Source organism: Paenisporosarcina indica (genome assembly GCF_001939075.1).
GTDB lineage: Bacteria > Bacillota > Bacilli > Bacillales_A > Planococcaceae > Paenisporosarcina > Paenisporosarcina indica.
The window spans coordinates 339,739-359,918 of sequence record NZ_MPTA01000002.1; the positions used below are offsets into that span (position 1 = coordinate 339,739).

Sequence of the window (20,180 nt, forward strand, 5' to 3'; positions counted from 1 at the left end):
AAATTAAATCAGACTTCGGGGTCACACAAATTAATTAAATCGGCTTCCCATTTATGTGCAGCAATCGTAACGCCATAATTTTTCCAGAAAAGCTTCCAATCAATTATAATACAAAATTATCAGAATAGCGGAAACAACTTCACTATTCTTTAATTGTTGTTAAGAAGAAAGAAGCTAATTGCAAAATTATTCACATCAACCAAATTCGGCACTAGTTAAATTGCATAATCAATCAATTCGAATAAGTAAACAATTGTATTATCTTTTTGCGGATATCAGTCTTGAATTCGTTTATCTTGAATATCTTGTTAGTTCAAAGATCTTTTAGTGTTTTTTGAGATTGAAAGAATTAGGAGGAATGTTGATGAAAGCCATCCTTTGCAACAAATATGGGTCTCCCGATGTTCTTGAACTAACAGAGGTGGAAAAGCCAATTCCCGGTGACAATCATGTGTTGGTGAAAATTCATGCAGCATCCGTGAATTACGGTAACTTGGTTCTTTTGAGAGGAAAACCGTTCTTGGCCCGCTTTGCGTTTGGTCTTCTAAAACCGAAATACACCATACCCGGGGGTGATATAGCTGGTCGGGTTGAGGCAGTTGGCAAAGATGTTAAGCAGTTTACACCAGGTGATGAAGTGTTCGGAGATCTATCCGGTTGTGGTTGGGGTGGTTTTGCTGAATATGTTGCTGTTCCTGAAAATGCACTGGTTTTTAAACCAGCCAATCTGTCATTTGAGGAAGCTGCTGCTGTACCTATGGCGGGAGTTACAGCCTTACAGGGTCTACGCAATAAAGGCAAGATTCATTCAGGACAGAAGGTATTGATAAATGGGGCCTCTGGAGGTGTGGGAACTTTTGCGGTACAGATTGCCAAATCATTTGGGGCTGAGGTTACTGGTGTGTGTAGTACGAGAAATGTAGATACTTTACGATCGATTGGAGCAGACCATGTCATTGATTATAAAGAGGAAGATTTCACTCAGAAAACGGAGAGCTATGACTTGATTCTTGCGGTCAACGGATATCAACCGATTTCAGCTTATAAGCGTTCATTAAGTACCAATGGTATTTACGTTATGGTGGGAGGTTCCGGGGCTCAACTAACCCAAGCCATGGTCCAGGGGCCATGGATTTCAATGACTGGGAGCAAGAAAATGGGGTGCATGTTACAAAGGGCAAACCAGAACGATCTGATTTTCATGAAAGAACTTCTTGAAACCGGCAAAGTACGACCAGTTATAGATAGAAGTTATAAGTTAAGTGAAGTGCCCGAGGCTTTTAGGTATTTTGAAGAAGGGCATGCGCAAGGAAAAGTTGTTATTACTGTGTGAAGTGAAAATATAAAAAATGCCCGTTTTAGATTTTTCTGAAATGGGCATTTTAAAATTAACATTATTCCATTTCCAAAGGGCCAAATCGATATACACTTTGACGTTAAAGGCATTAACTTAACCAATTATTGAAGAAGAACCCACATTTTTGAAAATTCATCCTCATTAACTTTAAAATACACATCTACGAATCCATAGTAAATGTAGCCACCTTTGAGGAGTATGAGACTAACCTTTGAACCGTCATTTAAGCGAATGGTTAATTCTCTAAAATCTTCGTCATTCCGAGAATCATTGATTGGTTCTGAATTTATCCCACGTAGAAAGGGCTTTGCTTCATTTAGCTTTGCAATAAATGAATTTACACTATTCATATCGCTAATAGAATGATAATTGTCCATATTGTTATCCCAGTCACTAAATATTCTATACTGAGCAGTTGATACATTTCCAACCATGTTCAATTTCCCTAACACGTCTTCACCACTATTTACCGTGATGCCGTTAAGACTTTCATAAAATACACTATTGTCTACTCCATCACTTTCTTCGTAAGCCATAATCCGAAAGTCCTTGTCATATCCTACAACGGAATAAATATCGGACTTGCCTATTGTCGATGCGAACTCCTCATCATACGCATCTTGCTCGCTCCATTCATCAATTGTTCCTTTTGTCGTTCCAAGTTTCACTCCCAATAATGCATTGGCATCTTCTGCATCGATCTCTGAACTTGTTTGTGTATAAATTTTTCCGTTATATACAATTAATCCAATCATGTCTGCTGTTGACGTATCTTTTGGTAATTGCATCATCGGAATTTCTACACTTCCATCTTCTTTAACAATAAGTGAGTTCGGATTCTTCTCTGTACTAACTTGCATGAAGTTATTGTATAGAGCATAGGTACCGAATGATAAAATGAGACTGGCCGCGACAATAATAACTTTTAAATTAATGTTTTTTTATTTTTTGTTTTTCAAACTTTGCTTTTGATATTCCCACTTTACTTCTGTTGCTTAATTCACTTGGAATCTCAATTTTATTTATCTCCTGCTTAATTTTATTACTCATAAATATCCTTCCCTTCTATTTCTTTACGGAGTTTTTTTAGAGCTCGGTATAAAACAGATTTTGCCGTACCTAATGGGATCTCCAACAACTCGGATATTTCTTTAAATGTATGATTGTGATAAAACCTTAAAAGGACAACACTTTTTTCTTCTTCTTGCAAAGTATCTATTAAGTCTTGGAGGGATAAATTAAGAGGGATGTCTTCATCTTCTGAACCAAGGAAATCGTCATATTCCGGCTTTAGTTGAACGTTCTTTTTGTCTTTTTTCATCAAATTAATTGCACAATTAATTGTGATTTTAATTAACCATGTTTTGAAAAACTCTGGATTAACTAAAGTATGAATATTTTTAAACGCACGATATGCAACTTCTTGAACCACATCTAAGGCATCATCATTGTTTTTGACATATACATAAGCCATTCTATAAATCTCTTCTTCATATTCTTGGAAAAGCATTGAAAAAGCTTGTTCATCACCTTTTTTTGCCTTTTTTACTAATCTAATGATAAGTGATCACCCTCTCATTGTTTGCCTTACACCTATTAGACAAACAAAAGCTTTATTCGGCTTAATTTTATTGAAATTATTTTAAAAATAAATAATCGCCCAAATTTTGGACGATTTAATGAGTGATATTTTATATTGACCGCTACGATTGTTTAATATGAAGTAAAAAGAACTGACTTAACACCACTCTAAGATTTCAATCTCTTGCACCCATTTGAAGATGTTCTCGGTGTCTAATTATTCTTCCATCGCTTTATTCACAGCTTCAATCGCATGTATCACCGTTGTATCAAATAATGGCACTTCTGAATCCTCTGGTTTTACTAATAATCCAATTTCTGTGCAACCTAATATTATTCCTTTTGCTCCAGCATCAACTAAACTCTTAATCACCTTTTTGTAATATTCTCTTGATGATTGCTGAATTATTCCTAAACACAATTCTTCATAAATTACTTTATTTATCACGTTACGATCCTCATCATTTGGTATCAAGACCTTAATTCCATTTAACTCTATTCGTGATTTATAGAAGTCTTGTTCCATCGTATATTTAGTGCCAAGTAACCCTACTGTACTTATTTCCGACTTTTGAATTTGTTTGGCAGTTGCATCAGCAATATGTAAAATAGGGATGCTGATTTTTTCTGCAATATTTCCAATTACCTTATGCATCGTATTTGTACAAATCACGATCATTTCTGCTCCCGCTTTTTCCAAAGATTGAGCAACGTCCCCTAATAATTCACCAGATTTTTCTCAATCGCCTTCAGCCTGATAACGTTCGATCTCTTCAAAGTCTACGCTATATAAAATACACTTCGCTGAATGCAACCCCCCCAATTTGTTTTTCACTTCTTCGTTCATAATTCGATAATATTCTAACGACGACTCCCAACTCATGCCTCCGATAAGACCAATCGTTTTCATAAAGATTCTCCTATCCATATTATTTATGAGTTTTCATCCATTAAATCTTCCCATAACAACGGTGTTGTAATATTCACCATCTGCAAGAATTTTGTCATTAATTAAAATGCCTTCGGTTTTGAAACCATACTTTTTATAGAGATTTATCGCTTTGTCATTTGTTTCTAAAACGTTTAATGTTATTTTATGAATTCCAATTGAATCAGCCCAAGCAATCGATTCTTTTAGAAGATTTGTTCCAATACCGAAACCCCAATAATCTTTTAAGACACACACCCCAAATTCCACCTTATGAGCGAAACGTTTCAATTGGTTTCCTTCACACCTTGAAAATCCGATAATCTTGTCGTTAGCTACCGCCACAAGGAAAAGGTTATTTTCACTTTCCGTATCACTATGGATTAATTTTTCAAAACCTGGTGTGTCTATGTATGCTTCGCCTTTTTCTCGATCAAGATTTTGAGACTCCCCATCAATCTGCAATCTGATGTCAGATAACTCCATTGCATCATTATTAACTGCAGGTCTTACTATGTAGCGTATCCCGTTCACACTAAACTCCCTCTGATTATCCATATATATTCCCTCCATAAATCTATATACTCTTCAAATTCTTGAATATTCATTTTTTCTAACTCAATCATTTTATCTCTCCTCGTTAATACCGCTTCCAAAATCCACTTTACAAAGTACTCCATGTGACACTGAAATTAAAGTTATTCACACGTTACTCCTCTTAGTATTTCCCCTAGTTAATATCCATTTTTTTATTATGAATTTATACTAGCCTCTTCTGTCTCTCTGCCAAATTCTATATAAAAAGGCTGAAAGCTTTCGTTTAAACAATACTCAATTCTCTGTCTGAAATTTTTCCATGTGACCATTTCCAAAGCTTTTTTTATTGGGAAGAAACCAACTTCTAAACTCTCTGAACTAGTAGTTGGTACTCCACCGATGGCTTTGGCCAAAAATAATGTATTACAAATTGAGCGATCTACATTTTGAAAGACTCCACAAAATTTGGTGATTTCAATATCGATTCCCGATTCTTCCTTTGTTTCCCTGATTGCCGCGTCTTTCAATGATTCGCCTTCTTCAACTTGTCCACCAGGCATTTCCCATCCTCTGCGTGGTCCTTTTATTAATAAAATTTCTCCTTGATTATTTAATACAATTGTAGCTGCTGAAAGTATATGTTTTGGTGGTGTCATATGTATTTTTCCTCCGTCGTTTTAGTCCTTGAATTTTATTCCTTCACCAATTAACCTTAATCCAAATTCGAATCATGGTTTAGCTTGTTTATTAACTTCTTTATTGCTTTAACTACGATCAAAGGTTCATCATACTGAATATAATGAGCACTATTTTCTGCAATAACAAACTCGCTATTATTTGAAATAGAGAGCATTTCTTTCTGCATCTCGTTCCACAAGTCTTGCGATTCCTTAGAGTAGTGTGCTTTGTTGCCGGCCGATATGATTGTTAAGTTCAAATTACCCAAGTGACTTTTCTCTTGTCTAAGTTGACTTAAACTTTCCATAAATTCATCGTATGTTCCTTCGTAAATAAACTGTTTATTGTATGCTTCTTGGAATTGTGAAGACATGGTTGGAAGAAACCTTTCCCTATATTCTTCGGGAGTTGAATCGATTAACACCATGCCTGCTACTTCAATTGGGAATCTAGTAGCAAATAAACGCATATTAACACCACCGAACGAATGTCCGACCAAAATGTAAGGAGGCTTGATATGTAACATTAATAACACTTCATTCAGCTCTTTAATCATTTCTAGACTGGTACGAGGGGTGGAACTTTTTTCGCTTTTTCCTAAGCCCGGTCTATCATAGACGAATACATTCGCTATTTCAGCAAGATCCGGGATTAACGTATCCCAAGCTTTTGAGTAATCTCCATATCCGGCGTCCATCACAATCGTTATTTTTTTCTTATCTACACCATAAAGTTTTGTAAATATTTTTGATCCATTTATTTCAACCAATTCATCTCTTACCGTTAGATTACTTACATTCATCCTAATCCCCCTGTATTTGTAAACTTATTGAAGTTAAATTAAATTATTTAAGAAAGTAAGAACATCTTTGTTCACGTCGTTAATGTCGGCTCCTAACGTCAACAAATGAGTAGAGTTCGGATACCCCTTCATTGTTTTCTTATTTGTCGTAACTGATCGAAAAATAACATCCGCACTCTCTTTATACAATGGTTCGTCTAATTCACCATACAATATAGCAATTGGTGAAGTAATGAGAGTTAATTGATCCATTGTTTCATTAATTAGCTGCTGGAACTCGACTAATGAATCCATAGACATATTTTGAAGAAGTGTCATTTCTGAATTTATTTGTTCCTCATGCTTCCCCTCAATTCCCTTATATCTTTTTCCATAATGGAAGACTCGTTTTTGTAATGCAGAAACTTTCTTATGTATGGGTACTGACATTGTCACCACACCATTTACCTCCAACTCTTGCCCAACTTTTAACGCAAACACACCACCAAGAGAAAGACCAATCACCGATATTTTTTCATATCCTTCATCCTTCAAGAACTGATAACCCTTTAGTACATCTTTCCACCAATCTGATGGTCCATAGCTAATGAGTTCTTCCGCCGATAAACCATGTCCTCTAAATAATGGTGCATAGCAAGAATAATTATTCTGCTGTAAATACTTCCCCATTTTTTTCACATCAATCGTGTTGCTTGTAAAGGAATGGAGTAGTAATACGGCTTTCTCCCCACCTTTATAGAAAAAAGGTTTAGGAGGTACGATTTTCATCATTATTTGAACCCCTCACTTCTGCCAATATTGATCATGGCAATCTACTTTCTAAGTTCTCCGAGTTGAGAAAGACAATATTCTTAACATTCTCACTGTCATTTATTGTTAGCGTATTTATGAAATTTCCAAGTTTTTCACTTTGTTTGGATTAAAAGTTTGTATCCACTTTTCTGCCTCGTAAATCATCCAGTTACCAAAATTATTTAATATAACTAAAATATCTTCAGGATTCTTAGACGGTTCTATCGCATACTGAAGTGCTTGCTTCATTTCAGGCTCTTTCTCTGGAAAATGCTTCGCAAATAATTTATAAGCTGGATACAGATCCCTTGTGTAGAGATTTTCCTCAACAATAACAAGTGCAAGTCCTGCTCTGACTAAAATTTTCATTATCCAAACACAACAATCAATTATATCTTCATCGTCATCATTATCTACAAGATCATTCTTTGCTTGTTCTATTTGATTTTTTAAGTTTATTAAATGCTCATTACCAACTGTTTTATCCGCTCGGAAATCAGGTATATGCGATATCAAATCTTCTCCATACACGCACACACTATGGGTTTTAATCATAAATGGAATAATTGAAAATGTAGTAGTTTCTAAGATGTCTTCTATATAATAGAAACTGAATTCAACGCCATTCACAGCACTGAATTTATTGTTTATTTCTTGTTCAGCCTTATCTACCCATTTTAAATCTATATGATTGGTCTTTTTATTCGTAATGGCTATTGTGTCTAAATCCGAAACACCTTTCATACCTAATCCACGAGGAACCGAACCCCTAATATAAATACTATGTAAATTTGATCCCAAATGAGTTTGATAATTCTCCACTACTTCTTCTATTATCATTAGAAATTCAGGGTTAATCTTCTCTATACTGGAGTCATTGAGTATGTATCCTTTGTTATCAGTTGCACAGAATCGTCCAATATTTTTAATGCGTGTCATCTTTTTCCCCTCTCCATTAGTTCAATAGGAAAAGCTGCAGAAGCTCCCTTGATTTTTAACCAAGGTATCCTTTGGTTGAAGTTGAATTAATATCGTCTTAAATTATTTAAAGAAATATCTAAATACTTGATATATCTATTTGTTTCAATTTCTTGATAAATCCTGACAAATCTAACCTCAAAAGTTGGGAACGGATTAAATTCTTTTTCAGCCAATTTCCCCATATCTATAAGATCCTTTTTTGATAAACCATAATTTGTTTTACCCAAAGTCAGATGTGGTATAAAGTCGTCCAGTTCAAAATACTGTTTTATTAAATTATTGGAAGGAGAAATTTCTCGAACGATAGTTTTATGCAGTTCATTTAATTCACTTGAAGTAGCACTTAAATATAGAACATCATCACCAAAGAACCTTGGTTGATCAAGTGTTACTTGAAACGATTGAAAGTTATTACAGACCCGTTCAACTTTACTCAGCCACTTTTCATCTGGGGTTAATCCCCCCTGTGCCTTTAGTGTTATATGTGGTTCGACAACATCTGTAATGCGATTATTTTTCCATTTATGTTGAAAGTCTATTAGCTTCTCTTTGTATTCATCAGGCGGTACAATTCCAATAAAAAATTGCACTTTATATCACTCCCAGACTAATTAATTCACCCATTTTAAATTGAAAGAGGATTTTTCTTCCCAATGTAAAGCAAATGCGACGAAATACCTAAAACGGTTGGATCAGTTGCCGTTTCTAGTAACAAGTTTAGAAGCTGATTAAATTCATCATCCCCACGGTTTTGCCAGTAAGCCCATTGCTCTTTTGATAGTAGTGAACCGATGTTAGATGAGCCAATCAAGTCCATTGTCTTAAATCCGTGAGACTCCATAAATGGTTTTATGTCCTCTACGTTAAAGTAATACGCTCCTGTAAAGCGTCCTTCGTCACTATGATTGAATTTACCCGTATGTAAAAATTGCTGAATGGACTCCATATTATCATTCGGTCTCCAGTTTCCAGGAGACAATAACGATGAAAGGACATGTTTAATTCGTGGCATGAACGCTACAAAAACAGTCCCATCGTTTTTGGTCACTCGATATAATTCTTGCATGGCTTTGTTGCGATCCTGTTCCTCTTGCAAGTGATACATTGGGCCAAGTACAAGTGAAGCATCAAATTGTTCATCATGAAAAACGGAAAGATCTCTGGCGTCCGCCACATGAAATCCTTCAAATTGTTTTGAAACACCCAATTCATTTGCCTTGTCCTGTGCCATTTCAACGAGCCTCGGAACCAAATCAGTTAATGTAACATCATATCCTTGTTGAGCTAATTTCATCGCATATTTCCCTGGCCCTGCCCCATTGTCCAAAACTTTTCCTGCTATCGGTAAATACTTTTGTATATAATGCCAATTAACCTGAAATTCTAATGGCTCGCGATCAAGTCGCCCCCATTCATCGAACATTGAATAATATTCTTTTATCGTGCTCATCGTTCATTCTCCTTTTTAACTTATTTTAAGTTCTCAATTCCTAAGTACTTATTTCTATATGTTGGAAAGAATCTCCTGTTTTCAGTTGAAAAACTTCAATGTTTGCACAGGTTATTTGCGAGAAATTGGACGAACGGGTAGAAAGGTAAGGTGAACGGGTAGAAAGTGTTTGTGAACGGGTAAAAACATCTCCCGAACAGGTAGAAACCTAAATGAACGGGTTTAAAACCATTCCCTCGTCGCTGCATGACTATAAGGGACTCCCAATTTGTCACTCTCCGTAAAAAACCACAAAAAAACGGCCTCCATAAGAGACCGCTTTCGTATTTAAGTCAAATAGATGAAGAATAATAACACGGCAGCTAACACTAAACGATAAATCGCGAATGGCGTTAACTTAATGCGTTCTACTAATACCAAAAAGAACTTGATTGAAATCAGCGCGAAGACAAATGCACTGATGAATCCAACGATATAGAACTTCAAATGAGCAAGTTCGACGTATTCCCAGTTCTTCAAGAGTGACAAGAAACTTGCTCCTGCCATGATCGGAACTGCCATAATAAACGTGAAATCAGCAGCCGTTCGGTGACTCAATCCTAACAAAACACCACCTGAAATTGTTGCTCCTGAACGTGAAAATCCTGGCCATAACGAGAAACATTGCACAAGCCCTACTGAGAAAGCTTGTTTATATGTAATCTGATCCAGTGATTTCGTTTTCGGTTCTTTCGGTCCGAATTTATCTGCAACAATCATTAAGATGGAACCGATCACCAAGCCAATTATCACTGTCTGAACGGTAAACAAATGCTCATCAATATAATTTTCGAATAACAAACCCAATACGCCAGCTGGAATAAGTCCAACCAGTACGTGTGTTAATTTCAACTGAGTACCAGGTTGTACATCTTTCATTTTATAAAGCCCAACTAGACTCAACAAACGTTTCCAAAAGACTACAACAACTGCCAAGATTGATCCTAATTGAATTACTATTTTAAAGGTGTTTGCCGAATACTTTCCTAGAAAATCTTCTGTTTTTAACCACATTTCATCCACAATAATCATATGTCCGGTTGAAGAAACAGGAGCGAACTCCGTCATCCCTTCGACAAAACCTAATATCAAAGCTTTTAACAAATCAAATAGTTCCATAATATCTCCTTATGCTCTTCTTTTTCGGAATCGTAAATACCATATAATCACGGCAATTCCTGCAATTGCAATCAATGCATACGCAAAGTTTGAATACACATCCATTACACTAACGATTGATTCCCAGTTATCCCCTACAGCCGCTCCAACTGATACTAAAATTGTATTCCAAATGAGCGTACCTACTGTCGTAAATAACAAGAATAAACCAAACTTCATCTTCGCCATCCCAGCAGGAATCGAAATTAAGCTACGAATCAATGGAATAAGTCGGCAAAACAATACTGTCCAAATGCCGTATTTTTCAAACCAGCGATCGGCTTTATGAATATCTTTTTTCGTTAATCGTAACACCTTACCCCATCGATCGACGATTTTTTCCAAACGTTTGACATCTAACAAATTACCAATCCAATATAAAATGATTGCCCCAGCGACGGAACCAGCAGTTGAAACCAAAATAACACCTATTGGCGTCATATCCGTTCGGGTCGTCATATATCCCCCAAACGTCAAAATTACTTCAGACGGAATTGGTGGGAAAATATTTTCAAGCATAATCAGTAAAAATATCCCAAAATATCCGTATTGGCCCATAATGTCAATAATCCAATTTTCCATGTATACCTCCAACCAATAAATTATCTACAACTACCATCGTAACAAAAACACACGTCACATACCTATTTATTATTTTGTCTAAACACGATTTTGATTGACCAAAGCTCAGAACGGGAGCCTATTCTTATAGGTGGGCCCCAAAAACCGAAACCACTGGACACAAACGCATGCATTGACTCCTTCAGCTTATACCCGTAATCCAACTCAAACAAACGGCGCGTAATCAGATGATTTGGCCACATTTGACCGCGATGGGTATGACCGGAAACATGCAGATCGACTCCGAGTTCGGACGGGGTCTTCAAATCAGTTGGGGTGTGGTCCATCACAAACCATGGAAGGAAATCTTTCTCTGGCTTTAAACTCACCAATGATTTCCGATTGCGATTCGTACGATCTTCCCTCCCAGTAATATTAAACGCATTCTCAACACAAATGGTTTCATCCAACAGCATTTGAACGCCCGATACCTTCATCTCTTCGATTAATAACGGAATTTTACCTCCATAGTATTCGTGATTCCCTAACACACCATACACACCATATGTAGGGCTCAACTGTCTCATCACTTCTGACATGCCATCATTGACAAACCAAATTGGATCATCATCCACCAAGTCCCCTGCCAACAACACGACGTCTGGTTTCTCTTCATTTGCCAAATTCACAAACCGTTGTAAATGCTTCTTATTGGATAGAAGACCTAAGTGAAAGTCAGAAGCTAGCACAAGCTTTAACTCACTCAGTGACGTTGATTCTTTGTTCACATGAATCACTTTACGGTGAACCACTGGGGAAAATGCAAAATATGTACCTGCGGTTAAAATAACTAGAAAAATAACCAAAACGATAGAGCCAACTATAAATATGGTTTCTTCTGTCGGCCAAATTAAATAAATAATGGTTGTGAGAGGAAACAAGATCAATCCATACTGCATAACAATAAACCAATAAAAACCGAGCACGCTGAAAAATCGCAGCGAATGGCTCATGCGTCCAATCAAGAAACCAAATGCCAAACAAAACCAACCTAAGCCAAATAGCCAAGGATTAATTTGTTTGGCCCAAGATTGAATCCAATTATACGTATTAAAACCAAAATAAATGACGAGTAGAGCATATACGAGAATGATTAAACTACCTATACTAATTCTTTTCATCTTATTAATTCACCTTATCGTCTGTTGTTCTGTCATACCGAATCGTAAATTTAACTTCCACTTGCGATTTAGCCGGTACCGGTACAATGATTTGAATATCTCCGTTTTTTCGTGTCCATGGATGGGTAAAGTCAATTACATCAAAGTAACCGTAACTCGTTCCGTGTTTAATGACTAGACTAATCGGTTGCTCTTTTTGGTTGCGGATACGGTAGACAATTTCTTCAAATTCATCACCATTTTTCTTATACTCAGCAACCACTTCACTTTCGACCGTGATATCGAACGCTTCACCTGATTGAATTCGGACGAGTTCGCCGACAGCGGTATGAGGAATTGAATCTTCCCCAATAAATTCGGAAGATCCGTCTTTTGGGTTTTCTTTATATAACTTAAAGCGACCTTTTGGTAGTGGAATCCCGAGTCCATTTTCCACGCTATTCCTAAATGTAAAAAAGATGGTTGGATGTTCACTATAGGCATTTGCTTCATATACCATTTCCGATTTGATTTGATTGGCAGTTAAAAGTTGCACTTGCTTTTGTTGGTGGTCTTTAACCGTTACTCTTTCTGGCAATGTGTACAAATGATAATCGGCAAATGTTTGATGTTCAGGTTTATTGGTTTCGGCTTGTGCGTAAGCAATAGTTCTGTCCAAGCGACGTGGTGCTCGGCTAACGGTTCCAGCCATCAATTTTAACTTAGCATCTTGATACGTCATCCCCGAGTTGTTGATTAACGTTACCCAACCTGTTAGATCAAAATCATTCTCCCTCACCTGTGCAATGTAATCAACATCCCAACTGAGACCACGTGTCAAATACGTTACCCGTGCGTCTTCAGCTGTCTGCTCCCTGATTTTCCATACAAGTGTTGGCTTTAAAATAAGGCCATCCGGCAATTCCGGTAAACGAATAATTCCTTCTGCATCAAGGACGATTTCGTTTGTTTGGATGTCTTCGAGCACTAAACCGTTTTGTGCACTTAATAAACGGTACGTCTTTACGAGACCTGACTCTTTATCCACAAGTTTCAGTTCACGTCCTACATACTTTTCGAGCAACTTAAACTTATCCACCAGATCATATTCATAATTAAGTTCTGCGATTTTCAGACCCTTGACTTGTAATGAATTCGCTTCGATAAGTTGCGGGACATCTAGATAATGGATGAGACGATCTTCAGAAAGTGGAGGAATGGTTCGAACTTCTTGAATTAACGCAAAACCATCATTGTATACCGTCAACGCTAAATCCTTTGTCAAACTGGCAGGCATCATGGTAGGCATTTTAATGGTCCCCCTCAGGTTTTTTGGTCAGTATACCATGATATTTCTAACAACTACGAATAATTCCAACATCGACAGAATCGTTCCGTTCGCTTACTCCGTTAATTTCGGCCAAATCGTTGACCACTTTTTCTTCAATAGTCTATCTTGAAATATTTGCGATTCCTTAAAATAGGGAGTTGGACAAATTTTCATTGCGATTAAATCTTCAACTCCATATGGAGCAATTACCCGGAGGTCCCCTTTTTCATCCAATTTGATCCCAATCGCAGTGGCTGTCTCTGGAAACTTTGATATGCCATCCGTTGATGATTGATAAGATGCCACTTGGTTCACCTTATGCATCCTTGCTTGGTTTTTAACGGACCATGGAATTGTTGCATCTCTCCTATTTAATTCGTTTTCGTACTGTTTTTCAATTTCCTCATCTAGCAGGTTGGATTCAAAATAGATGACATCCACATCTGGCAGTTTGGTTCTCTCTTCAAATCCATGCAACGTATCCCATACCTTCGACCGAACAAAACCTGCACATATCCACCAATCAGGTAATGATAGAGACTGTGCATGTTCCAATACCTTCATCATCCACTCATCTTGAACTATGAGCTCTACAAGATCCTGTTCATTTAATAACTTCATGCTTTTCCTCACTTTCTGAAGTTGATAACATTTTCTCATGTCACTCGAGTTAAACTGAAAGACGAACTCACTGTGCTAACCGTCTCCCGTTAAATTAGCTCTCAGAAGAACTCCTCTTTATCTCGGTTGCATGCGGATCGCCCCATCCAATCGAATGACTTCCCCGTTCAAAAATGAATTTCTGACAATACTTTCTACCAATAAAGCATATTCACTAGCCTTCCCTAGACGATTGGGGAAAGGAACAGAACTTGCAATTGCGACGCGTGCTGGTTCAGATAACCCATCAAGAAGTGGAGTTTCAAATAGACCAGGTGCAATCGCCATGACTCGGATGCCGTCTCTCGCAAATTCTCTGGCTATCGGTAAGGTCATACCCACGACTCCCGCTTTAGACGCACTATACGCTGCTTGCCCGATTTGCCCTTCAAACGCTGCGACGGAAGCTGTGTTGATGATGACTCCCCGCTCGCCCTCTTCGTTCGGTTCATTTTGTTGCATGCATTGAGCCACTACCCGCAATACATTAAATGTCCCGACTAAATTTACTTGAATGACTTGTTCAAATTGAGACAACGCAAGCGGTCCTTTTTGCAACACGACTTTTCCTGGTGTTGCAATGCCTGCACAACTGACGAGAACATTCACCTGACCAAAATGCTCTACGACTTTGGCTACATGTTGTTCCACTTGTAATGCATCAGCTACATTTGTTTGAAAGTAGACAACTGAATCATTTCCCAGTTCTCGCACAAGTGCATTCCCTCGTTCTACATTCAAGTCAAAAATGGCAACCTTACCTCCCGCTTCAACAATTCGGCGTGTAGTTGCTTCTCCTAGACCAGACGCACCTCCTGTTACAATGGCAATCGTTTGTGAAAGCTCCATCTCTAAACCTCCGATTCTGACAATCTCTCAATAATGGTCGCGTTTGCCATCCCCATCCCTTCGCAAATAGCCAGGAGACCATATCGACCTTCTGTGCGTTCTAATTCATGCAATAAAGTTACCAGTAGTTTCGTACCCGTTGCTCCAAGCGGATGACCGAGTGCGATCGCTCCTCCATTTGGATTCAACTTTTCTGGGTCTGCCCCAAGTTCTTTCAACCAAGCAAGTGGCACGGGTGCAAATGCTTCGTTTACTTCATATAAATCAATCTCTTCCAAAGATAAGTTTGCTTTCGCTAACACTTTTTTCGTAGCAGCAATTGGACCCGTTAACATCAATGTGGGATCAGAACCCACTACTGAGCGTGCTACTATACGTGCACGTGGCTTCAAACCGAGCTCCTTTGCTTTTTCTCGTGACATTAATAATACAGCGGAAGCACCATCACTCATTTGACTCGCGTTTCCAGCCGTAATTTTCCCCTTTTCATCAAATACCGTTTTCAACCCACCAAGAGTTTCCATCGATGTTCCTGCACGCGGGCCTTCGTCAACAGAAAACAGCTCCGTTGAACCTTCCGCATCCGCAACCTCGACCGGGACGATTTCATTGAAGAAGCGTCCATCTGCAATCGCTCGGAAAGCACGTTCATGGCTCTGAACGGAATAGGCATCCAATTCATCCCTTGATAGTCCCCATTTCTCGGCAATACGTTCAGCCGATAACCCTTGGTTAATGACTTCATATGCATCCGTCAGTTTTTTACTAGGTTTGGCGTCACCCATATTTGAAAACATCGGCACCCGTGACATGCTTTCAACGCCCCCTGCGATGACAATGTCCATATCGCCACAAGCAATCGCCTGGGATGCAAAGTGGACTGCTTGCTGACTCGAACCACACTGACGATCAATGGTGACTCCCGGAACATGAACAGGAAAGCCGGCTATCAGCGCTGCCATTCTTGCGACATTGCCGCCTTGTTCCCCCACTTGCGAGACACATCCCAGGATGACATCTTCTACTAAAGCCTTCTCTATCCCAGAACGCTCGATCAATTTATCCAACAGCGTTGCCGCTAAATCATCTGGTCTTGTGTGCGCAAGCTTTCCTTTTCTACGTCCGACTGCCGTACGAATTCCTTCTACTATCACTACTTCTCTCATCGTCACACCTCTTAATCTAAATTTAATGAATATTCACATATAACTAGTGTAACGGAGATTGAATCAGCTTTCTAGGTGGGACTTGGAATCTTCTACGTCTCAGGTCTTAGTGGAAAATGCATTTTAAGACCGTTTGGCAAAATCCTTTGCGTTGGTACGATAAGGGTACAAATTGAAAGGGGCAAAACACTCATGAAAAAATTCGGTTTAATCGTACTCGGCTCTATCGCAGGAATTGTAGCACTCGCGAATTTAGGCTCAATGCTTGGTCTTGCGTTATCAGCATTACTGGTTTACGCAGGAATGCACTACTACTTAAAAGGCGGATCTACTTTCCGCAAAATCTTATGGGTAGGTGTAGGAATTTTCGGATTGTTAACAGCTATTGCAAACGTACCTGGTTTCTTCGGAATTCTAGCAATCGCAGGACTATGGATTGTGATTCGCAAATGGAAACAACAACCGCTAGTTATGACTTCTAGCTCAAACGCTTCATCTTCAGACCCATTCACAAACTTTGAAAAACAATGGAACGAACTAAACAACAACTAATACTAGGGGGCAACACACATGACAACATTATGGAAACGATTCAAATACGCATTCGAAGCTGATCTTCACACTGCATTTGATAAAAAGGAACAAAAAAATCCCATCGCAATGTTAAATCAATACATTCGTGAAGCTGAAAAACAAACGGAGCAAACAGGTCGATGGGTTGAACGTCAAGCTCAACTAAAAATCCAGTTTGAAAAAGAGCTGAAAGAAACACAAGATATGCTGGCAAAACGCTCTAACCAAGCTGAACTTGCTCGACAAACAAATGAAGTGGAATTAACATCTTTTGCTGACCAGGAGGTTGCCGCATATGCGAATCGTGCTGAAGTATTGCAAACTAGTATCGCGCGTACAACTGAGGAGTTATTTGGGCTTGAACAAAAGTACGAAGAGATGAAACATAAAGTAAAAGATATGAAAGTCCGTCAACTTCAATTAATGGGCAAAGAAAATGTAACTCGTGCACATCATCAAATGGACCGCGTCTTGCAACCCGAGTCGACAATGAATGGCGATAAAAGCTTACTCGCTTTTAATGAAATGGAACAGTATATCGAACGCCTAGGTCAACGCATTGAACAGCAACATGACATCTCATCGATGGAACGTCGCCTAAACATGCTAGAAATTGATCTAAAAAAAAATGAACAACCGAAACAAGAAATTGTGTAAACTATAAAGGATGAGGAGAGGACTGCTTGTCTTCTCCATTCTTCTATTTTTTTACCCGCTACGAAAAAGGAGGAATATGTATGCAACGAATTTCAACAGATCGCATTACGTTTTGGCTATTGGCAGCATTGCTACTCGTATTTGTGGAGGCAATGATTTTTCATAATGGCAGCGTGTTATTCGTTCTTTTTGGTATTGGGTTACTTTATGTAAGTTTGCGTAGAAAAAGCAAATTATTCTTTTGGAGCGGTATCGCATTTTTAGGAATCGCACTCCTATCTATGTGGAGTTTACGACTATTGATTGCCGCAACTTTGGTATATATCTTGGTCCGCTTATGGAAAGGTGATAGCTCAGAACAAGTGATTGAACCATTTGTTGGAGATGATGATTTTGAAACGCCTAACTCCATCATTCAAAATAAACTCTTTTCTGTTCAAAGCACACCATTCCAAGCATATGAATGGGAAGATGTTCATGTACAAGGTTTCTATGGTGACATCACCATTGATACTACGCAAACGGTATTGCCAAAAGGAACGTCTCTGATTTCTGTCCGTCAAGGGATTGGCAAAGTTCGAGTGGCGGTCCCTTATGAAATACCTGTCCGCATTCATTACACCACTTTACTTGGAGATGCTCGGCTATTTGGTTCACACAAAAAACGTTTATGGAATCAGTCACTTGTTCTTAAAAACGGCTATGTGAAAGAGCAAAGCTTGGCATCTGCTGAACTGATCATCACCGTATCCACTTGGCTGGGAGATGTTGAGGTGATTCGCAAATGAGTGGATTTCTAGGAAGAACGTTCACGTTACTGTTACTTCTAGTAGCCGTACAATTTTCATTTCTATCCTATTTTTGGGGTTGGCCAACACTCGATCGTTGGCGCCCTCTTTGGTCGATGGAAGAAGGTAACTTGCCTATCGGGATTTGGTTAGGATTGATGCTTCTGGCAATTAGTATGGGCGTAGCCATATCGACGACTCAACTCGCTAGACGTCGCGAACGTGCAATTGAGACTTATTTACAGTCTTACATCGATGCCGATCAATCTCATGAAGGAGTTACGATTCCCGCTGTTGCATCAAGATTGAATAAGACACTAAGCAAAATCACTCTATTGATTACCACTCAAAAGAAAAGTTTACAAAGAATGTCGGACGAACGTGTTGAAGGAGAAGATCGACGTATTCAAGAGCGTATCATCCAAGAACGGCAGCGGCTTGCCCGCGAACTCCATGACTCCGTGTCGCAGCAATTATTTGCGGCTTCGATGTTATTGTCGGCCATCACAGAACAACAAGAAAATGAACTTGGGGAAATTCCCAAGCCACTTGCTCAAGCCGAGAAAATGGTGCAACAAGCTCAACTTGAAATGCGTGCCCTCCTCCTACACTTGCGTCCTGCTGCTTTACACAACAAATCGTTGGCACAAGGGCTTGAAGAATTGCTTTTTGAATTGCAGCAAAAAGTCCATTTCACCATCCGGTTCCGTCTAGAAGACGTGTCCCTTTCAAAAGGCGCTGAAGATCATTTGTTTCGCATCGCACAAGAGACACTTTCGAATACGTTGCGACATGCGAATGCCAGCGAAGTCGATATTCTTTTCATTGAACGTGATGGACTCGCCATTTTCAGAGTCCAGGACAATGGGGTTGGCTTCATGAGTGAAGATGGAAAAGCCGGTTCCTATGGATTGCACCACATCGAGGAACGGGCAATTGAAATGGGTGGAACGAGTAAAATCGTTTCCGTTCCTTCACAAGGAACCATTGTGGAAGTAAAAGTACCTGTAGAGAAAGAGAAAGGGGTAGAACCAGATGATACGAATCGTACTCGTGGATGATCATGAAATGGTGAGAATTGGCGTATCTGCCTATTTGCAAGCTCAGTCTGATATGGATGTAATCGGTGAAGCCGTCAATGGGAAAGAGGCGGTTGATTTAGTGCTCTCCCTTCGACCTGATATTGTCTTGATGGATATGGTAATGCCCATCATGAATGGTGCAGAAGCGACAAAAGCCATAATAGATCAGTGGCCTGACGCAAAAATCATGATTGTCACCAGCTTTTTGGATGACGACAAAGTGTATCCCGCTTTAGAGGCTGGTGCAGTCAGTTACGTAATGAAAACGTCAAAAGCGAAGCAAATCGCAGAGGCTATTCGAGAAACATTAAGAGGGCAAGCGGTTTTAGAACCAGAAGTAACCAATAAAATGATGAAACGCATGCGCAAAGGCCAAGACCGCCCTTTACATGAAGAACTGACGGAACGCGAAAATGAAATCTTATTATTAATGGCAAAAGGTCGTAGCAATCAAGACATTGCTAATGAGTTATTTATTGCAGTGAAAACAGTAAAAACGCATGTCAGCAATATTTTATCGAAACTGGAAGTCCAAGATCGAACCCAGGCTGTTGTCTATGCATTTCAGCAAGAGTTGGTTCCGAAAAATTAGAAAACCCTCAATTAGCTAGTGTGATCACTAAAAAGTCAGCACCAGAATTAACAAGCAATTACCATAAGAATTGGTTTTATAAAACTCAGAGTATAGAAACTTTGGGTTTTTTTATTTATTTGCTTGTTGAACTAATTAACGAGTTGAATAAGAATCTTTGCTTCTATTGCACATTTTGTTCTGACTGTGATAAAAATAATAACTTTTTGTAAGTATGGTTACCTTGTCTCCATTTAAAGTATCACTTAATATTTTCAGACATATACTTATAAAACTGATAAATGGAGATGAAAAAATGGATTTATTTTTATGGATGACTGTTTTCTCAGGCGTCTTTATCGCAATTTATGCCGCTAATAACAAAAGCAAAAAGAAAAAATAAAATTTCTTATGACAGAAAAGTAACTGATAATCCAATAAGCCATCGACAACATGCTGCCTAGGTAAAGTGAACAAAAG

Annotated in this window: 22 protein-coding genes and 1 pseudogene; 6 read left to right on the forward strand and 17 right to left on the reverse strand. The window is 38.6% G+C overall.

The genetic code is table 11. The features are described 5' to 3' along the window. Window positions 1-364 precede the first annotated feature (364 nt). Window positions 365-1,333: an NAD(P)-dependent alcohol dehydrogenase gene (locus tag GY23_RS07105; protein WP_075618527.1), complete on the forward strand. Its 969-nt coding sequence runs from the start codon at window positions 365-367 to the stop codon at window positions 1,331-1,333. Between the two features lie 125 nt (window positions 1,334-1,458). On the opposite strand, the gene GY23_RS07110 is transcribed toward GY23_RS07105, so the two are convergent. The 17 genes and pseudogenes from GY23_RS07110 to GY23_RS07190 form a co-directional block, all read right to left on the reverse strand. After that, entirely contained in the window at window positions 1,459-2,217 is a 759-nt protein-coding gene (locus tag GY23_RS07110; RefSeq protein ID WP_139311085.1) for a hypothetical protein, read from the reverse strand. Between the two features lie 182 nt (window positions 2,218-2,399). Continuing rightward, window positions 2,400-2,918, reverse strand: a complete 519-nt coding sequence (locus tag GY23_RS07115) for a sigma-70 family RNA polymerase sigma factor (protein WP_075618529.1) — start codon at window positions 2,916-2,918, stop codon at window positions 2,400-2,402. Between the two features lie 237 nt (window positions 2,919-3,155). Beyond that, window positions 3,156-3,848 (reverse strand): annotated as a pseudogene (locus GY23_RS07120) (aspartate/glutamate racemase family protein). A 33-nt stretch (window positions 3,849-3,881) separates the two neighbouring features. Next, on the reverse strand, window positions 3,882-4,424 hold the full coding sequence (locus GY23_RS07125; protein WP_075618530.1) for a GNAT family N-acetyltransferase: 543 nt from the start codon (window positions 4,422-4,424) through the stop codon (window positions 3,882-3,884). A gap of 194 nt (window positions 4,425-4,618) precedes the next feature. Beyond that, window positions 4,619-5,059 carry an NUDIX hydrolase gene (locus tag GY23_RS07130; RefSeq protein WP_075618531.1) on the reverse strand — a complete coding sequence of 147 codons (441 nt, stop codon included), beginning with the start codon at window positions 5,057-5,059 and terminating at the stop codon, window positions 4,619-4,621. 56 nt (window positions 5,060-5,115) lie between these two features. Further along, entirely contained in the window at window positions 5,116-5,883 is a 768-nt protein-coding gene (locus tag GY23_RS07135) for an alpha/beta fold hydrolase (RefSeq protein WP_075618532.1), read from the reverse strand. Between the two features lie 33 nt (window positions 5,884-5,916). After that, window positions 5,917-6,654 carry an alpha/beta hydrolase gene (locus tag GY23_RS07140; protein ID WP_075618533.1) on the reverse strand — a complete coding sequence of 246 codons (738 nt, stop codon included), beginning with the start codon at window positions 6,652-6,654 and terminating at the stop codon, window positions 5,917-5,919. Window positions 6,655-6,768: 114 nt separating this feature from the next. Further along, a complete protein-coding gene (locus GY23_RS07145; protein ID WP_075618534.1) occupies window positions 6,769-7,614 on the reverse strand; it encodes a nucleotidyltransferase in 846 nt (281 codons plus the stop codon). 86 nt (window positions 7,615-7,700) lie between these two features. Then, the gene (locus GY23_RS07150) at window positions 7,701-8,246 is read right to left on the reverse strand and encodes a 2'-5' RNA ligase family protein (RefSeq protein ID WP_075618535.1); all 546 of its coding nucleotides are present in this window, start codon (window positions 8,244-8,246) and stop codon (window positions 7,701-7,703) included. A 35-nt stretch (window positions 8,247-8,281) separates the two neighbouring features. Beyond that, on the reverse strand, window positions 8,282-9,106 hold the full coding sequence (locus GY23_RS07155) for a class I SAM-dependent methyltransferase (protein ID WP_075618536.1): 825 nt from the start codon (window positions 9,104-9,106) through the stop codon (window positions 8,282-8,284). Window positions 9,107-9,433: 327 nt separating this feature from the next. Further along, complete coding sequence (locus GY23_RS07160; protein ID WP_075618537.1) at window positions 9,434-10,264, reverse strand: undecaprenyl-diphosphate phosphatase; 831 nt, start codon at window positions 10,262-10,264, stop codon at window positions 9,434-9,436. 9 nt (window positions 10,265-10,273) lie between these two features. Continuing rightward, complete coding sequence (locus GY23_RS07165) at window positions 10,274-10,885, reverse strand: DedA family protein (protein WP_075618538.1); 612 nt, start codon at window positions 10,883-10,885, stop codon at window positions 10,274-10,276. A gap of 62 nt (window positions 10,886-10,947) precedes the next feature. Beyond that, window positions 10,948-12,045 carry a metallophosphoesterase gene (locus tag GY23_RS07170; RefSeq protein WP_075618539.1) on the reverse strand — a complete coding sequence of 366 codons (1,098 nt, stop codon included), beginning with the start codon at window positions 12,043-12,045 and terminating at the stop codon, window positions 10,948-10,950. 4 nt (window positions 12,046-12,049) lie between these two features. Then, window positions 12,050-13,333: a DUF4139 domain-containing protein gene (locus tag GY23_RS07175; RefSeq protein WP_075618540.1), complete on the reverse strand. Its 1,284-nt coding sequence runs from the start codon at window positions 13,331-13,333 to the stop codon at window positions 12,050-12,052. Between the two features lie 93 nt (window positions 13,334-13,426). Then, window positions 13,427-13,975 (reverse strand): nucleotidyltransferase family protein, encoded by a 549-nt coding sequence (locus tag GY23_RS07180; protein ID WP_075618541.1) that lies wholly within the window; start codon window positions 13,973-13,975, stop codon window positions 13,427-13,429. 117 nt (window positions 13,976-14,092) lie between these two features. Further along, window positions 14,093-14,863, reverse strand: coding sequence for an SDR family NAD(P)-dependent oxidoreductase (locus GY23_RS07185; RefSeq protein ID WP_075618542.1), 771 nt, complete (start codon window positions 14,861-14,863; stop codon window positions 14,093-14,095). A gap of 2 nt (window positions 14,864-14,865) precedes the next feature. Beyond that, a complete protein-coding gene (locus GY23_RS07190; protein ID WP_075618543.1) occupies window positions 14,866-16,029 on the reverse strand; it encodes a thiolase family protein in 1,164 nt (387 codons plus the stop codon). Between the two features lie 192 nt (window positions 16,030-16,221). On the opposite strand from GY23_RS07190, the gene GY23_RS07195 reads away from it, so the two are divergent. The 5 genes from GY23_RS07195 (at window position 16,222) to GY23_RS07215 (ending at window position 19,721) form a co-directional block, all read left to right on the forward strand. Next, a complete protein-coding gene (locus GY23_RS07195) occupies window positions 16,222-16,581 on the forward strand; it encodes a lmo0954 family membrane protein (protein ID WP_075618544.1) in 360 nt (119 codons plus the stop codon). A gap of 18 nt (window positions 16,582-16,599) precedes the next feature. Beyond that, window positions 16,600-17,259 (forward strand): PspA/IM30 family protein, encoded by a 660-nt coding sequence (locus GY23_RS07200; protein WP_075618545.1) that lies wholly within the window; start codon window positions 16,600-16,602, stop codon window positions 17,257-17,259. A gap of 80 nt (window positions 17,260-17,339) precedes the next feature. Further along, a complete protein-coding gene (gene liaF, locus GY23_RS07205; protein WP_075618546.1) occupies window positions 17,340-18,047 on the forward strand; it encodes a cell wall-active antibiotics response protein LiaF in 708 nt (235 codons plus the stop codon). Further along, entirely contained in the window at window positions 18,044-19,108 is a 1,065-nt protein-coding gene (locus tag GY23_RS07210; RefSeq protein WP_075618547.1) for a sensor histidine kinase, read from the forward strand. Before liaF ends, GY23_RS07210 begins: the two co-directional genes overlap by 4 nt. Continuing rightward, on the forward strand, window positions 19,083-19,721 hold the full coding sequence (locus GY23_RS07215; RefSeq protein WP_075618548.1) for a response regulator: 639 nt from the start codon (window positions 19,083-19,085) through the stop codon (window positions 19,719-19,721). Before GY23_RS07210 ends, GY23_RS07215 begins: the two co-directional genes overlap by 26 nt. Window positions 19,722-20,180: the final 459 nt, after the last annotated feature.

Excerpts from the sequence above, each read along its gene's own strand:
- GY23_RS07160 (WP_075618537.1), bottom strand. The coding sequence starts at position 10,264 with ATGGAACTATTTGATTTGTTAAAAGCTTTGATATTAGGTTTTGTCGAA.
- GY23_RS07195 (WP_075618544.1), top strand. The coding sequence starts at position 16,222 with ATGAAAAAATTCGGTTTAATCGTACTCGGCTCTATCGCAGGAATTGTA.
- liaF (WP_075618546.1), top strand. The coding sequence starts at position 17,340 with ATGCAACGAATTTCAACAGATCGCATTACGTTTTGGCTATTGGCAGCA.
- GY23_RS07110 (WP_139311085.1), bottom strand. The coding sequence starts at position 2,217 with ATGCAAGTTAGTACAGAGAAGAATCCGAACTCACTTATTGTTAAAGAA.
- GY23_RS07105 (WP_075618527.1), top strand. The coding sequence starts at position 365 with ATGAAAGCCATCCTTTGCAACAAATATGGGTCTCCCGATGTTCTTGAA.
- GY23_RS07190 (WP_075618543.1), bottom strand. The coding sequence starts at position 16,029 with ATGAGAGAAGTAGTGATAGTAGAAGGAATTCGTACGGCAGTCGGACGT.
- GY23_RS07210 (WP_075618547.1), top strand. The coding sequence starts at position 18,044 with ATGAGTGGATTTCTAGGAAGAACGTTCACGTTACTGTTACTTCTAGTA.
- GY23_RS07130 (WP_075618531.1), bottom strand. The coding sequence starts at position 5,059 with ATGACACCACCAAAACATATACTTTCAGCAGCTACAATTGTATTAAAT.
- GY23_RS07165 (WP_075618538.1), bottom strand. The coding sequence starts at position 10,885 with ATGGAAAATTGGATTATTGACATTATGGGCCAATACGGATATTTTGGG.
- GY23_RS07175 (WP_075618540.1), bottom strand. The coding sequence starts at position 13,333 with ATGCCTACCATGATGCCTGCCAGTTTGACAAAGGATTTAGCGTTGACG.
- GY23_RS07200 (WP_075618545.1), top strand. The coding sequence starts at position 16,600 with ATGACAACATTATGGAAACGATTCAAATACGCATTCGAAGCTGATCTT.
- GY23_RS07140 (WP_075618533.1), bottom strand. The coding sequence starts at position 6,654 with ATGATGAAAATCGTACCTCCTAAACCTTTTTTCTATAAAGGTGGGGAG.
- GY23_RS07215 (WP_075618548.1), top strand. The coding sequence starts at position 19,083 with ATGATACGAATCGTACTCGTGGATGATCATGAAATGGTGAGAATTGGC.
- GY23_RS07145 (WP_075618534.1), bottom strand. The coding sequence starts at position 7,614 with ATGACACGCATTAAAAATATTGGACGATTCTGTGCAACTGATAACAAA.
- GY23_RS07125 (WP_075618530.1), bottom strand. The coding sequence starts at position 4,424 with ATGGATAATCAGAGGGAGTTTAGTGTGAACGGGATACGCTACATAGTA.
- GY23_RS07155 (WP_075618536.1), bottom strand. The coding sequence starts at position 9,106 with ATGAGCACGATAAAAGAATATTATTCAATGTTCGATGAATGGGGGCGA.
- GY23_RS07180 (WP_075618541.1), bottom strand. The coding sequence starts at position 13,975 with ATGAAGTTATTAAATGAACAGGATCTTGTAGAGCTCATAGTTCAAGAT.
- GY23_RS07170 (WP_075618539.1), bottom strand. The coding sequence starts at position 12,045 with ATGAAAAGAATTAGTATAGGTAGTTTAATCATTCTCGTATATGCTCTA.
- GY23_RS07185 (WP_075618542.1), bottom strand. The coding sequence starts at position 14,863 with ATGGAGCTTTCACAAACGATTGCCATTGTAACAGGAGGTGCGTCTGGT.
- GY23_RS07135 (WP_075618532.1), bottom strand. The coding sequence starts at position 5,883 with ATGAATGTAAGTAATCTAACGGTAAGAGATGAATTGGTTGAAATAAAT.